At 30.3% G+C, this 16758-nt stretch carries 9 protein-coding genes and 1 tRNA gene; 8 read left to right on the forward strand and 2 right to left on the reverse strand.

Annotated features, from left to right (window positions below; all coding sequences use genetic code 11):
- Positions 1 to 9: 9 nt before the first annotated feature.
- Positions 10 to 3183, reverse strand: coding sequence for a SusC/RagA family TonB-linked outer membrane protein (locus tag MPF13_RS02810; RefSeq protein WP_249980795.1), 3174 nt, complete (start codon positions 3181 to 3183; stop codon positions 10 to 12).
- Positions 3184 to 3536: 353 nt separating this feature from the next.
- Between MPF13_RS02810 and MPF13_RS02815 the strand changes: the two genes are divergently transcribed.
- The 7 genes from MPF13_RS02815 to MPF13_RS02845 all read left to right on the forward strand — a co-directional run bounded on the left by MPF13_RS02815 (position 3537) and on the right by MPF13_RS02845 (position 15284).
- Positions 3537 to 4331, forward strand: coding sequence for a gluconate 5-dehydrogenase (locus MPF13_RS02815; RefSeq protein WP_249980796.1), 795 nt, complete (start codon positions 3537 to 3539; stop codon positions 4329 to 4331).
- A gap of 1013 nt (positions 4332 to 5344) precedes the next feature.
- Positions 5345 to 6046 (forward strand): FadR/GntR family transcriptional regulator, encoded by a 702-nt coding sequence (locus tag MPF13_RS02820; RefSeq protein WP_249980797.1) that lies wholly within the window; start codon positions 5345 to 5347, stop codon positions 6044 to 6046.
- Between the two features lie 439 nt (positions 6047 to 6485).
- On the forward strand, positions 6486 to 8243 hold the full coding sequence (locus MPF13_RS02825; protein ID WP_249980798.1) for a sodium:solute symporter family transporter: 1758 nt from the start codon (positions 6486 to 6488) through the stop codon (positions 8241 to 8243).
- 14 nt (positions 8244 to 8257) lie between these two features.
- Positions 8258 to 9475 carry a D-mannonate dehydratase ManD gene (gene manD / locus MPF13_RS02830; protein WP_249980799.1) on the forward strand — a complete coding sequence of 406 codons (1218 nt, stop codon included), beginning with the start codon at positions 8258 to 8260 and terminating at the stop codon, positions 9473 to 9475.
- Positions 9476 to 9720: 245 nt separating this feature from the next.
- Positions 9721 to 12966, forward strand: a complete 3246-nt coding sequence (locus tag MPF13_RS02835) for a SusC/RagA family TonB-linked outer membrane protein (RefSeq protein ID WP_249980800.1) — start codon at positions 9721 to 9723, stop codon at positions 12964 to 12966.
- Between the two features lie 12 nt (positions 12967 to 12978).
- Entirely contained in the window at positions 12979 to 14313 is a 1335-nt protein-coding gene (locus MPF13_RS02840) for a RagB/SusD family nutrient uptake outer membrane protein (protein ID WP_249980801.1), read from the forward strand.
- 299 nt (positions 14314 to 14612) lie between these two features.
- Complete coding sequence (locus MPF13_RS02845) at positions 14613 to 15284, forward strand: FadR/GntR family transcriptional regulator (protein WP_249980802.1); 672 nt, start codon at positions 14613 to 14615, stop codon at positions 15282 to 15284.
- Positions 15285 to 15601: 317 nt separating this feature from the next.
- Here the strand turns inward: MPF13_RS02845 and MPF13_RS02850 are convergent.
- Positions 15602 to 15683 (reverse strand) — tRNA-Leu (locus MPF13_RS02850).
- A gap of 124 nt (positions 15684 to 15807) precedes the next feature.
- Between MPF13_RS02850 and MPF13_RS02855 the strand changes: the two genes are divergently transcribed.
- Complete coding sequence (locus MPF13_RS02855; RefSeq protein ID WP_249980803.1) at positions 15808 to 16749, forward strand: ribose-phosphate pyrophosphokinase; 942 nt, start codon at positions 15808 to 15810, stop codon at positions 16747 to 16749.
- Positions 16750 to 16758 lie beyond the last annotated feature (9 nt).

Here is a 16758-nt window from a genome sequence, read left to right on the forward strand (position 1 = left end):
TTCTTTTATTTAAAAATTAACACTTATACCTAAAGTAAAACTTCTAACTACTGGACTAGCACCTACTTGTGCACCATAAGTTGTTGGATCTGTAGTATTTACACCTTCTGGGTTGTATGATGTATAGTTATCACCCATTAAGTATAATAAGTTAGTTCCTGCAACATAAGCTCTTAAAGAACTTAATCCCATTTTTTCTGATAAATCACTATTAAAAGTATAACCAACAGTTAAGTTTCTTAATGCTACATAAGAAGCATCTTGAATCATAGCATCAGTTTGGTTTCTGTTTCTTTCATAGTATTGTCCATTATGGTCAGCAATTCCATCACTATTAGCATCTAAACGAGCGTAGTCTAATCTACCTCCCCATTGAGAACCATAGTAAAGTGGGTCTATATTATAAACTTCTGCACCATGAGATCCTTGAATTTGGAAAGACATATCGAATTCTTTGTAAGTAAAGTTATGAGACATACCCCAGTAAAAATCTGGTGTATTTTGTCCTATCTTAACTAAGTCTCCACCATCAGCAACAGTTCTTGTTCTGTCAATTATACCATCACCATTTTGGTCAACAACATAAGATTCACCAGTTTGACTGTTTGGGTGTCTAGATCCATCAGCTAAGTAATCCATTTCTACATCTCCAATAGTTTCTAATCCCCACATTTCACCAATTCCACCACCTACGTAGTTTCTAAAAACAGCACCTCTACCACTTTGTCCAAAAATTTGTTGAGGTAATTCATCTAATCCACCTAAATATTTGATTTCAGTATTTACAGTAGATAAGTTACCACTCATATTCCAAGTAAAATCTTCATTACTAATAATTCTTCCTGAAAATTCAAATTCAAGACCAGAACTCTCAACATCACCAACATTAAGAATTGAAGAAGGGTTACCTAATACTTCAGATTGTGCTTGATTAATTAAGATATCTTCAATATCAGAAGTATAGTAGTCTATACCTAAAGTAAAACGATTACTTAAAACACCAACTGTAATACCGTAGTTAGTTTCTGTATTTGTTTGCCAAGTTAAATCTTCATTTAAAGAGTTATTTGGAATTAAGAAACCTGTACCAAAAATAGTTGCAGAAGGATCTAAAAGACTTAAAGAGTTATAAGAACCTAAAAAAGAAGTTGTTCCTAAAGAACCTTTACTAAATCTTAATTTTAATTGACTTAATGTTTCGTTTTCTGCTAAGAAATCTTCTTTATGAATGTTCCAACCTAAAGAAACAGCAGGGAAAGTTGCATATCTTTTATTTGCACCAAATTGTGAACTACCATCTCTTCTTACAGAAACAGAAGCTAAATATTTATCAGCAAATGCATAATTTACTCTACCAAAAACACTTTCTCTAGCTCTAGTTTCATCTCTAGAAGTAACTGTAATATCAGCTGGGTCAAATAAATTGTAGTTTAAGATAGCTTCATCTGGTACATTTACACCAGCTAAACCAGTACCTACAAATTTAGTAGTTTGGAATTCGATACCTGCTACAGCAGAAATATTGTGTTTTCCAATTTCTTTAGCATAACTTAAAGTAGTTTCACTTAATACAGAAGAAACTTTTAAATCTGTTTGTCTCATAAAAGTTTGAGAATCTCTTGCTCTAGAATCAAATCCTAATAATCTATGAGAATAAGTTTGAGTATCTTTCATATCTCCCCCTAAAACTGTTTTAAGTTTTAATTCTTCTAAGATACTGTACTCTAAATATCCACTAACGTTTGCAAAGTAAGTTTTTTCCCAACTCTCTACATTGTCAAGCTTAGCTGCAGGACCAGCATCACCAGAACCTCCAATACCATTATTTGCTCTACCATAATGCCAGTCTTGAGCTGCCATACCTGGCTCTAAGTCATAAATACTACTAGCTTCATAACCAGAACCTCTATATCCATTGTCAAAAGCAGTAAGACCTAATGCTTGTGCTTTTGCATCTAAATCTTGAACAAATGCAATTGATTCTGCAGTATGATAGATAGGGCTAATTGGGTAAGCTCTTAATAAATCTCTCATATCGTGAGCTAAAATATCTCTATCAGAAGTAAATCCATTAAAACTTAAACCAGTTCTAAATTTATCTCCTAAAGTTGCATCAACATTGATACGTGCATTTAATCTTTCGAAACCTTGAGTGATAACAACACCCTCAGCCTTTTGATAACCTACAGAAGCAAAGAATTTTACATCATCACTACCACCACTCATACTAAAGTCATGATTTGTTGTAGAACCTGATTGGAATAACCAATCTTCAGGACTAATAGCTCCTGGAGAATTTTCATAAGCACTTAATCTGTACTCTAAGAAAGCAGGATCATTATCAGCTGTACTTGTCCAGTTACCAGCAGCAATTTCTGATCTTGCATGTGATGCCCACTCAGAAGCATTCATTAAAATGTTATCTCTGTATTTATTAGATACACTAGCGTATGCATTATAGCTAAAACTAACTTTACCAGATTTACCTTTTTTAGTTGTTACTAATACAACACCATTTGCACCTCTAGAACCATAAATTGCAGCAGAAGCAGCATCTTTTAAGATTTCTAAACTTTCAATATCATTTGGGTTTACTGTTTCTAAACCTCCAGAAATAGGATATCCATCAACAACAATTAAAGGATTAGATGCACCAGATATAGATGAAGCAGCTCTAATTTGAATTTTTGGAGCAGCTCCTGGAGAACCATCTTGGTTTTGAATTAATACCCCAGATAATTTACCAGCTAAGGCATCATCCACACGAGTTACTTGTACTGCAGCAACATCTTTACCACCTATTTTAGAAATAGAACCAGTTAAATGAGACTTTTTTCTAGTACCATATCCAACAACAACAATTTCATCTAATGCACTAGCATCTTCTACTAAAGCTACATCTAATGTTTTGTTATTACCTACTTTTATTTCTTGAATTGCATAACCTAGGTATCTGAAAACTAATACAGATTCAGAGTTAGGTACTTCAATAGAATATTTTCCATCGAAATCTGTTGTGGTACCAATAGTAGTTCCTTTTACTTGAATACTCACTTCTGGAAGCCCATATTTATTGGAGGCATCCGTAACTGTACCGCTTACTTTTTGTTGTGCAAAAGTAAACAGCGACGCTAATAAAAATAAGCATGTACTTATTTTTTTAATTAAGTTGTTTTTTGACATAAAATTGAATTTTAGTTAATTATTTTTATTGGTTCCCCAATCTGGTTTACCAATCTGGTTCACCAAAGATAGGTAATTATTTTTATTAATAAATAATTAACTAAAAAAATTACTGATTTCTCTTAAAAATTAATACGTTTTTTGGGTAATTATAAAGTTTAAATAGTTTTTTAAATGATTTAGCAGTTGTTTTTGTATATTTTTGACACCTATTATATATAGCTAATAAACTTGTTTATGTAATTGTTCTAAAATAATATCCTTTTTATAGAGATATCTCTAAGTTTTAATAAAATAATATTTAGTAGATTTTTATTAATAAAAAATATGAGTTACACTTTAATAATAAAAAAATGTCCCAAGAATTATTTAAGATTACAGGAAAAATAGCTTTGGTTACAGGTTCTACTCATGGTTTGGGTAAAGCTATGGCTATGGGCTTAGGAAAAGCTGGAGCAATAATAATTGTGAATGGTAATTCTTCACAAGATAAAATTGATATTGCAGTTGCTGAATATAAAAAAGAAGGAATACTTGCATATGGTTACAAATTTAATGTTGCTGATGAAAAAGAAGTAATTGAAGCTATTAAAAAAATAGAAACTGAAATTGGAAACATTGATATTTTAGTTAATAATGCTGGAATTATTAAAAGGACTCCTTTAGTAGATATGGAAGTTAAAGATTTTAAACAAGTTGTTGATATAGACTTAGTAAGTCCTTTTATAGTATCTAAGCATGTTGTACGTGGAATGATGAATAGAAAAGAAGGTAAGATTATAAATATCTGTTCTATGATGAGTGAGTTAGGTAGAAATTCTGTTGGAGCTTATGCAGCTGCAAAAGGAGGTTTAGTAATGTTAACTAAAAATATGGCTACAGAATGGGCTCGTTTTAATATTCAAATAAATGGAATAGGTCCTGGTTATTTTGCAATTTCACAAACAGAACCAATTAGGGGTGATGGTCATCCTTTTAATGATTTTATAATAAATAGGACTCCTGCAAAAAAATGGGGTGATCCTGAGGATTTAGCTGGTGCAGCTATTTTTTTAGCTTCTAAAGCAAGTAATTTTGTAAACGGACATATTTTATATGTTGATGGAGGAATTTTAGCAACAATAGGTAAACCCTCAAATGAAGAATAAATATAAAATTAAAAAGCCTCAACTAATATAGTTGAGGCTTTTTTTGTACTCAAGGTGGGAACATTTATATAAAACAAAAGCAATCATAAATAATTAAAAACATGTAAATCAGATATTTGCATTTTTAAGTTTTTCATTTTTTTACCCTTTTTAGCCTATTTTTTCATATTTTTGTTACTGTAACGTTACTAAAAATAATTACTAAATGTCAGTAAAATTAGTAGAAAGAAAGCTTTATAAATGAAATATAAAATATTATTTCGACATTATTCACAATTGAAATAGAACTTACGAATTTTTAGGAGTAGTAATTTTACCAACAAATCTATGAATAATAAATTTTTTTGTTAGTTACAATAGATATTTAGAATTAAACCCATTGGAAACAGACTGTATACCTAAACTTTCAAAAGTGTAAAATTAACTGATTTTGTTTATTTTTTATTAACTATACTAAGAAAGATAATAGAAAGGTTAAAAAAAATAAATTATTGTGTTTGATTAATTGGAGAATCATCTCAGTATTATTACACTAGGTTTAATTTATCTTTAAAAGATACAGAAGAGAAGGTTTAATAAAAAAGAACACTACTTATAGTTTTCTCAAATATTGATAATTCATTAGATAACATAAAATAAAAAGTTTTAGCAACTGATCAATTATCAATATCTGCGATAACAGAATATGGAAATAAAGAGTTAAGAAAAGTATTTCTATATTATTACTAAAAAGGTATAGGTTTGTTGAAATTCAATAGTCATAATCGGGCTAAGTTAAAAATATGATTTATTAATTCTGTAGTAAAAATTTTCTAACCATTAGATTTGCAAAAATTTAAATTGATTGTAAAAAGAAAATATTTTCTTACTATAATAGTTTTTAAATTAATTTGTACAAACCACTTTCTTAACTTTAAAGGTAAAAAAAATACGATATATTTTTAGTATAGAAAGAATTAAAATTAATTATTTAAATTTACGTCTATTAATAAATTTAGAATAAATATTTATAAGTGAAGTATAATAAAACAAAGGTAAAGGATAATGTTGAGGTCCATAATATGATTATTTCAAAGATCCAAGAATATATAAAATCTAGGAATTTGCAACCTGGTGATAAATTACCTTCTGAACGCGTATTATCAGAAAATTTTAAAGTAAGTAGAAGGAATGTTGTTGAAGCAATTGAAAAACTAGAATCTTTTTCATTAGTTAAGTCTGTGCCTAAATCTGGTACTTTTGTTGCTGAAATTGGAAATATAGCACTAAATGGTATAATTGATGATATAATAATTTTAAAAAAGGAAAATTTTCTTTCTTTAGTTGAAACAAGAATAATGCTAGAAGAGAAATCAGTTGAATTGGCTGCAAAAAGAAGAAAAAGAAAAGATTTAAAAAATATTGAAACGGCTCTTGATAATTATAAATCTAAAATTTTATCAGGCCAAGATGCATTACAGGAGGATATGTTATTTCATTTAGCAATAGCTAAAGCATCTAAAAACACTACTATAAACACTTTATTACTCAAAATTACTCCTAATATTATAACTACTTTTGAGAAAACAAAGGTAAACGATGAGTTTAGTATTACTTATGAAGTAAACAAGCATGAAGCAATATTCAATGCGATTAGGGATAAAAAACCTAAACAAGCTGTAAAAGCTATCAAATCCCATTTTGAGATGCTAATAAAATATTGTGAAAGGTTTTGATTTTTATTTTAAACTATTTTATTAAAAATATTATAAAGTTGAATTTTATAGATATTAAGTCATATTTATAGAAATAATTTTCTTTTATATAATTATTACAAAGAGACTATTGTAAGAAAAACTCATTGAAAATAAAATATATAAAAATTTCAGGCTAAATAAATTTTTATTTTAAGAGTAGTCTTAGAGTCTTAAAAAATCGATTTAAGGTAATTGTTTTTTTGTTGAACCTAAAAAATAAACTTAACTATCTATCTTATAGGTTTTTATACTGATTGTTTCAGTATGTTAGTAAAATTTTGATTGAATCAATTTTTTATTTGTATATTTGGCGCGTCAGATTGGAGCGCCAGATTGGTGTGTCAGATTGAAGATTTGAAAAACTTCAAAAATATAAGCTCAATTTTGCTTATTTATATAACCTGTAAAAAACGTAAAAATGATTTCAATATATGATTATTTAGTAGTTATAGCATATTTTATTTTAATGATTGCTGTTGGTATAGTATTCAAGAGAATGAATAAAAATACAAGTGACTATTTTCGCGGTGGAGGTAGTATGTTATGGTGGCTTGTGGGGGCTACAACTTTTATGTCATTTATCAGTGCTGTCACATATACTGGAGCTGCAGGGAAAGCCTACGAAACTGGTACTTTTGTTTTCGTTGTCTATATGGCTAATGGTGTTGGCTTTTTTATCAGTTATTTGTACTTTTCAAAACGTTTTAGACAGACAAGAGTTGTTACAGCAATTGAAGTTGTTAGAGAGCGTTTTGGAAAAGTAAATGAACAATTTTTCACATGGATGGTAGTTCCTTTTGGTGTTATTCATGGTGGTGTGTGGTTGTATAGTTTAGGTATAATTATTTCAACTGTATTTGGGGTCAGTATGGAAATGACTGTTCTATCCGTTGGTTTAACTGTATTAATAATATCACTGTTAGGAGGTTCTTGGGCGGTAGTAGCGAGTGATTTTATGCAATTAATGATTATGGTACCTGTGGCATTTGTAATGGCATTTTTGTCTTTAAGAGAAATTGGTGGTGTTGGTAATTTTATAGAACAATTACCTACTTCTCAATATAATTGGTCAGAATTAACCGATAGTAAGATTGTTTGGCTTTGGTTTATTGCTTCGTTTTTTAAACAATTTTTCTCTGTAAATAATACTAATGACGGCTATAGGTTTTTAGCTGTTAAAGATTCTGAACAAGCTAGAAAAGCGTCTTTGATGGCCTCTATTTTATTCTTCACAATAACATTTATTTGGTTTATTCCTCCTATGGTAGCTTCAATTATGTTTCCTGATTTATCTGCAATTGAATCTTTAAAGCCATTAGGTGATAAAGCAGTAGATGGTATCTATTTAGCGATGGGGATTGAGTTGCTTCCAGTTGGAATGATTGGGGTCATGATATGTGCTATATTTGCTGCAACAATGTCTTCCATGGATAGTACGTTAAATCGTAATGCAGGTATTTTTGTTCGTAATTTTTACAAACCGATTTTAAGAAAATCGGCAAGTGAAAAAGAATTATTTCGAGTATCATTAATTACTACAGTTTTTTTAGGTGGGTTTGTGATTCTTTCAGCAATTTTCTTTAGTGAATTAGAAGGGATAAATTTATTTGATATAAATATGAGGTTAGGTGCGATGATCTCTTTGCCATTTATGATACCCTTAACTTGGGGTATTATTTTTCAAGATACACCAAGATGGGCAGGATGGTCAACTGTTTTATTAGGAATGTTAGTTTCATACATTATACAGACACACATTGGGCCTGAAACTTTATTAGATCTAATTGGGGTAGCTAAACCTTGGTCTAAAAGAGAGTTAATTGATGTAATGTTTTTTTCAAATGTGTTCGCTGTAATTATAATTTGTAGTTTATGGTTTCTAGGAACACGATTATTTAAAAAGACTTCTCCCGAAGAATATCATAAAGATGTTGAAGATTTTTTTGTAAAAATAAATACACCAGTTGATTATGAAAAAGAGAATGGACACAAAGGTTATGATCAGCAACAATTCAAAATTTTAGGAAATATGTGTCTAATTTATGGCTCTTTCTTAACTTCATTAGTACTTATTCCTAATGATTTAGTTGGTAGATTATGCTTTGTTTTCATAGGTGGTATAATGTTGTCAGTTGGAATTATTTTTAAGAAAAAATATACAAAATCTAAGAAATAATAAAATTAAATAAAATGAAAATTAAAGATATAAAAGTGTTTATTTGTTCACCAGGAAGAAATTTTGTGTCAGTAAAAATTGTTACTGAGGAAGGTGTTTATGGTTTAGGTGATGCAACTCTTAATGGAAGAGAAATGGCTGTTTTTAAATATCTTGAAGAGCATATAGTTCCATGTTTAATAGGTAAAGATGCAAGACAGATAGAAGATATATGGCAATATTTATATAAAGGAGCCTATTGGAGAAAAGGACCAGTAACCATGACAGCAATAGGAGCAATTGATATGGCACTATGGGATATAAAAGGTAAAAAAGCTAATATGCCTGTTTATCAGCTTCTTGGTGGTAAGAGTAGGAAGGGGGTGACAGTTTATGGTCATGCAAACGGTGAGACCATAAATGAAGTTCTTGATAATTTAGGTAAACTGATCAATGAAGGATACAAAGTAGTTAGACTGCAATGCTCTATACCAAATTTAAAGGGAACCTATGGGACTTTGGAGGGTAAAAAAAATTACTACGAATTGCAAGGAAATAGACCTTTACCTCCTGAACAACAATGGTCTACTTCAAAATATATGAATTTTATTCCAGAACTTTTTAAGCAGGCGCGTGAAAGGTTTGGTGAAGAAATTGGATTATGTCATGATGTACATAGTAGATTAACTCCAATAGAAGCTGCCAGATTAGGAAAGCTCTTAGAACCTTATAATCTTCTTTTCATTGAAGATTCTGTTACCTCTGAAAATCAAACAAGCTATAAAATTGTTAGAGAACATACTGTTGTTCCTTTAGCTGTAGGTGAAATATTTAGTACTGTTTGGGATGCTAAAGAGTTAATAGAGGATCAATTAATTGACTATTTAAGGATCGCAGTATCCCATGGAGGAGGTATTACCCCGTTAAGAAAAATATCCGATTTTGCAGCAATGCATCATGTAAGAATGGCTCCTCATGGTGCTCCTGATCAATCTCCGATCTGTTTTATGGCTCAAATGAATTTTAACCTCTGGGCTCCTAATTTTGGTATTCAGGAGTTTACTGGATTTGGAACTTCAGAGTTGAATGATGTATTTAAGTATCATATAGAAATAAAAGATGGATTATTATATATGGTAGATAGACCAGGTTTAGGGGTAGATTTCGATGAAGAGGCTGCTAAAAAATATCCATATAAAAGATCTTACCTTCCCGTAAATAGACTAGAAGATGGGACTTTATGGAACTGGTAAGTTATTGTTATTATTTATTAGAATAATCTAAAACATCTCTAATTTATCTTAAATCATTTTGCTGTAACAAAATTTTAACATATATTTGGCGCACCAGATTGGCGCACCAGATTGGTGCTCCAGATTTAAAAAGTATTAAATTGTGATAAACAAAGATATTTAACCATTCAATATTCAGGTTAAATTTTTATTAAAAATTTAATTCTTTAAAGAATTTATAAAACATTAACTAAAAACAATCACAAATGAATTTAAAATTTAAAATAACACTGTTATTAACATTGTTAATGAATGTTTGTCTTTATGCACAGGACAGTTATACTCTTAAGGGTACTGTAACTTCTCAAAAAGATAAAGAACCACTACCTGGTGTTTCCATTGTAATTCAAGGAACAACAAAAGGTACTGAAACAGATTTCGAAGGGAATTATTACTTAGAAGTAAAAAGTGGAAATGTCCTTGTTTTTTCGTATTTAGGATTTGCACAGAAAACATTAATAATTACTGATCAAAAAGTTGCTAACATTGAATTAATTGAAGATGCTAGCGAATTAGATGAAATTATTGTGGTAGGTTATGGTAAAAGGAAAAAATCTCATTTGACTGGAGCTATCGCGAAAGTTGGAGGTGCAGATATAGCTGCCGTTCAAACTGCCCGTGTCGATGATGCGTTAGCTGGAAAACTGTCAGGTGTTTTAATTCAAAATCAAAGTGGTAATCCAGGAGCAGATCCTAAAATTCAAATTAGAGCAGCGTCATCAATTACTGGTAATTCTAGTCCTTTAATTGTTGTTGATGGGTATCCAATCTCAGGAAGTTTAGCTACTGTTAATCCAAATGATATTGAAAGTATAGAAATACTTAAAGATGCAGCTTCAGCTGCTATTTATGGGTCTAGAGGAGCAAATGGGGTTATATTAGTTACTTCTAAAAAAGGAAAATCTGGAAAAACTAAATTTAGTTATAATTCTTATGTTAGTACTTCAAGTAAGTATAGAAGTAATATAAATATGACAGCTAATGAATGGGGAAATCATGCAGAAGCTCAAATAGCTAATGGGAATTGGGATGTTTCCGAGTTAGAGGCTGCGGCTCCTGGTTATGTAGATTATAAAATTTGGGGTTATAAAAACTCTCCAGATGTTATAGCTATTGAAGATTATGTTTTTGATGGAGGGTCTACAATAAGTCATGATTTTAGTATGAGTGGTGGTAATGATACTTCCAATTTTTATGCTTCTGTAGGTTATCAAAAGATTGACGATATTACTGTTACGCAGGGGTTTGAGAGATTAAATGCTCGTTTAAGTGTAGATACTAAATTAACTGATAAATTTAAAACTGGGGTAAGTTTCAATGGGAATACTTCTAATAGGTCTATATTAGAACATGATTTAAGGGATATCTTAAGGGGAGCTAGTATTCATCCAATATATCATACGGAAAAATCAATAGCTTTTGTACAGGAATTAGAGTCAAGACATCAAGCATTAGGACTTAGGGTTGATAGAAGAGGAAATGTTAATGGTTATCAAGCTTTTGATGCAAGAAGACCAGGATTAGATATTCCTGGAACTCATGGGGCTAGAAGTATTTATGACTTACAACCTGGTGATCCTGCTTGGGATTGGCATTATGGAAGAAATGGTAATGGTATTGGAGGGTCAAGTAATCCTGGAACTGCTTCGTTAATTGATAATAAATCAAATACTCAAAAATCTTATTTTGCTAATATTAGCTCTTATTTAGAGTATAATATTTTAAAAGGATTAAATATTAAAACTGTACTTGGTGGGGATTATAGTGTTTCTAAAGGAAATCAACATAATTTAGCTGGAGGTGATAATAATGGGGATTTAGAAGACACTTATTTGAATAAACAGGATTTAACAAGATATTCTGTTCTAAGTGAAACAACAGTTAATTATAATACCATAATCAATGAAGTACATGATATATCTGCTTTAGTGGGAGTAGAATTTCAAAAGAATTATATTTTAGGGACTTCAACTGTAGGGAACAATGTAACACAACTTCTTGGAGAACCTTTAAATTATGCTTTGTTAGGAAATGATAATATAAATATAACTGAAAGGGAAGAAGTTAATCATAGACAAAGTATATTTGGTAGAATAGCATATGCTTATGATGATAAGTATTTGGTATCTGCTTCTTTAAGGAGAGATGGAGATTCTCGTTTTGGAGCTAATAATAAATATGAAATTTTTCCATCAGTTTCTTTGGGGTGGAATTTACATAATGAAGATTTTTATAATTCAGAAAGTATTATTAATAAATTAAAATTAAGAGTTAGTACAGGGTCTTTAGGGACTGTATCAAATCTTGGATTTCATAATGCTTTAAGTTTTATAAATGCTGGTGCATCTGTATTAGGTAATACATTTAACATTCCAAATGATTTGTCTAATCCAGATTTAACATGGCAAACGAATACAGAAACTAATTTTGGTGTTGATTTAGGTATTTTAGATAACCGTATTTCATTAGGAGTTGATTATTATACTTCAGATATTGAGAATATATTAATTGATCAGAGTGTTTCACAAATTTTTGGTAGAAATTCTATAAGATTAAATTCTGGAGATGTAAGAAGTTCTGGTTTAGAATTTGAATTAAATGCTAATTTAATAAGAAAAGAAGATTTTAACTGGAATATGAGTGCAAACTTATCTACTGTAAATACAGAGATAACTGATTTAGGTAGTTTAACACAATTGCCAGATGTAACAAATTATGGTACCTCAGGTAGAGCAGCTGTTTATAGAAATTATGTTGGTGGTGAAATTGGAGAATTATGGGCATTAGAAACTACTGGATGGGTTGAAGAAAAACATTTGATAAACCCATTAGACGTAATTGGTAATAGTAGTGGAGAAGTTTATGTTGTAGATCAAAATGGTGATGGAGTAATCGATGCTACAAAAACTGTAGCTGAAGGAGGAGATTTAGTAAAACAAGGAACAAATACTCCAGATTTTTATTGGGGTATGTCACATAATTTTTCATACAAACAATTTGATTTAGGAATACAGTTTCAGGGAAGTCATGGAGGTGTTGTTTATAATGTAGATCCATTATATAATGGATCAAACTGGGGAGGTAGATTGCGTTCTAGTTTTGATGCTAATGGAGATGGAAAAGAAGATGCTACTGGATTACATTACTTAAGAGCAAGAGATAAAACAGATGCTGTTATTCAAGATGCTGGTTTTGTTGCTTTAAGAAACTTAACAATTGGTTATACATTAGATGATACAATTGTAAATAAGATAGGTTTGAGTTCTATTAGGTTGTATGGATCTGCCTCTAATTTACTGTATATTATGAGTAGTGATTATACTTCTTATAATCCTGAGGGAGTTGATACATCTTCAAGTAGTAATTATGCTGGACCTATAACTTACGGTCATCAATCAGGAGAAAATCCAGTTGCTAGAACTTTTACTATCGGTTTAAATATTAACTTTTAAAAAATGAAAATAATGAAAAATTTATATAGCATATTATTGGGGACATTAATGATATTTTCGGCTTGTTCCACGGATTTAGATCAAGTTCCGCCAAACTTGGGAGATGCAAGCTCTATCACAGATTTTACACCAGTATTATTTGCCGCATATAACTATCAGAATCAAAGTGTTGAAGGAATGGCAATTTTTGGGGATTTTAGATCAGATAATGCATTATTTGATGAAGAATTTACAGATTTTGATTCTTTCACAGCACCAAGTCCATTAGCAGCAACAGCTTCAACGACTTTTTTAGAGCCTTTTTATGTGGCTTTATATAACTCAATTTTAAGTGCTAATAATGTTATTTTAAATTCTTCTGATGCTACTCTAGTAGCTGAAGCAAAATTTATCAGAGGTCTGTCTTATTTTAAACTAGTTCAAGTTTTTGGTGATGTAACTGTAAACTTAATAAATCCAACAGTAGAAGAAATTGCGGCAGCAGACATAGAAAGAAAGTCTAAAACTGTTGTGTATAATAATGTAATTATTCCTGATTTACAGGATGCAATAGATGGCTTACCTGTTCAATCTGCAGCTGAAGCAAATGGTAGAGCTACAAAATATGCAGCTCAAGGTTTGCTTGGTAAAGTTTATGCTACTTTGGGTAACTATTCTGATGCTGAAATAGAACTAGAAGCAGTAGTTAATGGTGCAAATGCAGCATCAACTATCGCAGGAATGTCTTTTGCAGATGTTTTTAGTTCTGATTTAAATAGTGCTATTTTGTTTTCAACCCAAATGACGGGATCTATTACTTACAGTGGAACTAAATTTACTGATTGGTATGCAGGTCAAAACACAAAAGCTGATGAAGGAGGACCAATTTCACCAGATTTAGTGAGCGCATTTTCTAATAGTGTTGGAGATGTAAGAATGTCTTTAACTGTTGATAATAATGGAGGAGATCCTATATCTGTAAAATATAACACTTTAGGTGCTACAGAACAAGATTGGATTGAATTAAGATTAGCAGATGTTGTTTTGTTATATGCTGAAGCATTAAATGAAAATTCTAAAACAAATGATGCAATTACTCAATTAAATATTATTAGAAATAGAGCGGGATTAGGAAATACAATAGCTTCAACGCAAACAGAGGTAAGAAAGGCTATATTAGATGAAAGAAGACTAGAACTTGCTTGTGAAGGGCATAGGTGGTTTGACCTTGTCAGAGCAGAAGCCGCTCAACCAGGTATAATGAATGCAGAAATGGGAGCTACAATTAGTAGTGACTATTACATCTTTCCAATACCTAATGGAGAAGTTACTTCTTTTGATAAAATAACTCAAAACCAGGGGTATTAAAAAATTGAATTTGAATTTTTTTTGATTATGGGTTACTGGTATTATATTTTATATGATTCAGTAACCTTTTTTCATAATATTATTTTAATACTTATCGACTTTAAATGTTAGTTTTTTATAGATTAACTTTTTGTTTATTACAGTTTGATATCTAAAAATATTTTTATTTTCAAATCTCATTTATTTAGTGTTATATTATACTTTCAGTGTTTTACAATAACCTTTTATTATTTAGTAATCTTACTAATTTTTAAGTTTAATAAAATATCGTTTATATACAATTGGAATTCAGTGAAAATATGAAAAGGGATGATAAAAAGGTGTCTAATCTTGTAATTAGTAAGATTAGAGATTTAATAAATTTAAGAAATTTTGAGCGTAATGATAAATTGCCTTCAGAAAGAATAATGTCTGAAAAACTAGGGTTTAATAGAACTCAAATTAGGGGAGCTATTAGGAAGTTAGAGTATTATGGAGTTTTGAAAACAAAATCTAATATTGGTACTCATTTAGAAATTGGGTTAAATGGTTTTAATGGAATGGTAGATGATATTATATCATTGGAAACCCCTTCTTTTAAAGAAATGATTGAAGTAAGAAGGTATTTAGAATTAAATTCTGTTGGATTAGCATCAAAAAGACGAACTGATATTGATTTAAAAATAATTAAAGACTGTCTTAATGCATTTAAAAATAAAGTTATTAAAGGGAGTGATTATTTAGAAGAAGATTTATTATTTCATTTAGCAATAGCTAAAGCAAGTAAAAACAATACATTGATTTCTTTAATGTTATTGTTAATGCCTCCTATTCTTAAGGTTTATGAAAGGGATGTTTTTTGTGATCTTTATTTAGAGAAATCTGAAATTGAAATACACGAAAACATCTATTTTGCTATAGAATCTAAAGATCAACAACTAGCTGAAAAAATGATGAATGAGCATTTCAGTTTATTAAAGAGAGATAAATAAAGATTTAATAATTTTTTTATACTTTAATAAAGGGTATAACATTGTGGAGTGTCCAAAAGTAATATGTTTCGCCCAAATAAAAACTGAAGATTAAAATTTAAAATTAACTACTATACCCAAGGAGGGAATCGAACCCACACTCACGAAAGTACTGGATTTTGAACCCAGCCTATCTTGATTTAAAATGATGTAGCTTGTTTTAAAATAACTTTACCCCCTTTTATTAAGGTTATTATAAATCAAGTTTAATTAAAATTTGTTGTGCCTATGTTGTACCTAATAAAAAGCCTCAACTAATATAGTTGAGGCTTTTTTTGTACTCAAGGTGGGAATCGAACCCACACTCCCGAAAGAACTGGATTTTGAATCCAGCGCGTCTACCAATTCCGCCACTTGAGCTAAATATAAATAGGACTGCAAATGTATTAAATTATTTTATTTTAAAGTGAAAAAATAAATTTCAAACTAAATAAATAATTTCTACTTTTGCACACTTACAACAACATAACAAAAAAACAACTAAATGCCTACAAATCAACTAGCACCTAAACTTTTTGCTTGCTCGCAAAGTACAGTTTTAGCAGAGAAAATAGCAAAAGAATATGGAGCTGAATTAGGAAAAGTAAAAACAACTACATTTAGCGATGGAGAATTTCAACCAGCTTTTGAAGAATCTGTAAGAGGAAGAAGAGTCTTTTTAATAGGTTCTACATTTCCTAATGCAGACAATTTAATGGAAATGTTATTAATGTGTGATGCCGCAAAAAGAGCATCTGCAAGACATATAACAGCAGTTATGCCATACTTTGGTTGGGCAAGACAAGACAGAAAAGACCAACCAAGAGTTGCTATTGGAGCAAAATTAGTTGCAAAACTTTTAGAATCTGCAGGGGCAACAAGAATTATGACTATGGATTTACATGCAGATCAAATTCAAGGGTTCTTTGAAAAACCAGTAGATCATTTATTTGCTTCAACTATTTTTATGCCATATATAGAAAGTTTAAAGCTAGATAATTTAACCATTGCTTCTCCAGATATGGGTGGTTCTAAAAGAGCTTATGCTTATTCTAAACATTTACATTCTGATGTTGTAATTTGTTACAAACAAAGAAAAAAAGCAAATGTAATTGGACATATGGAAGTAATAGGTGATGTTAAGGGAAAAAATATCATATTAGTAGATGATATGATTGATACTGGAGGAACATTAGCACACGCTGCAAATTTAATGATGGATAGAGGTGCTTTAAGTGTAAGAGCAATTTGTACACACCCAATACTTTCTGGTGGAGCATATGAGAAAATTGAAAACTCAGGATTAACAGAGTTAATTGTTTCAGACACAATTCCTTTGAAAAAAGCTACATCTAAAATAAAAGTAGTATCTTGCGCGCCATTATTTGCGGATGTTATGCACAAAGTACAAGATAATACCTCAATTAGTGGAAAATTTTTAATGTAAATAATTAAT

Source organism: Polaribacter sp. Z022, from assembly GCF_023555495.1.
Classification (GTDB): Bacteria; Bacteroidota; Bacteroidia; order Flavobacteriales; family Flavobacteriaceae; genus Polaribacter.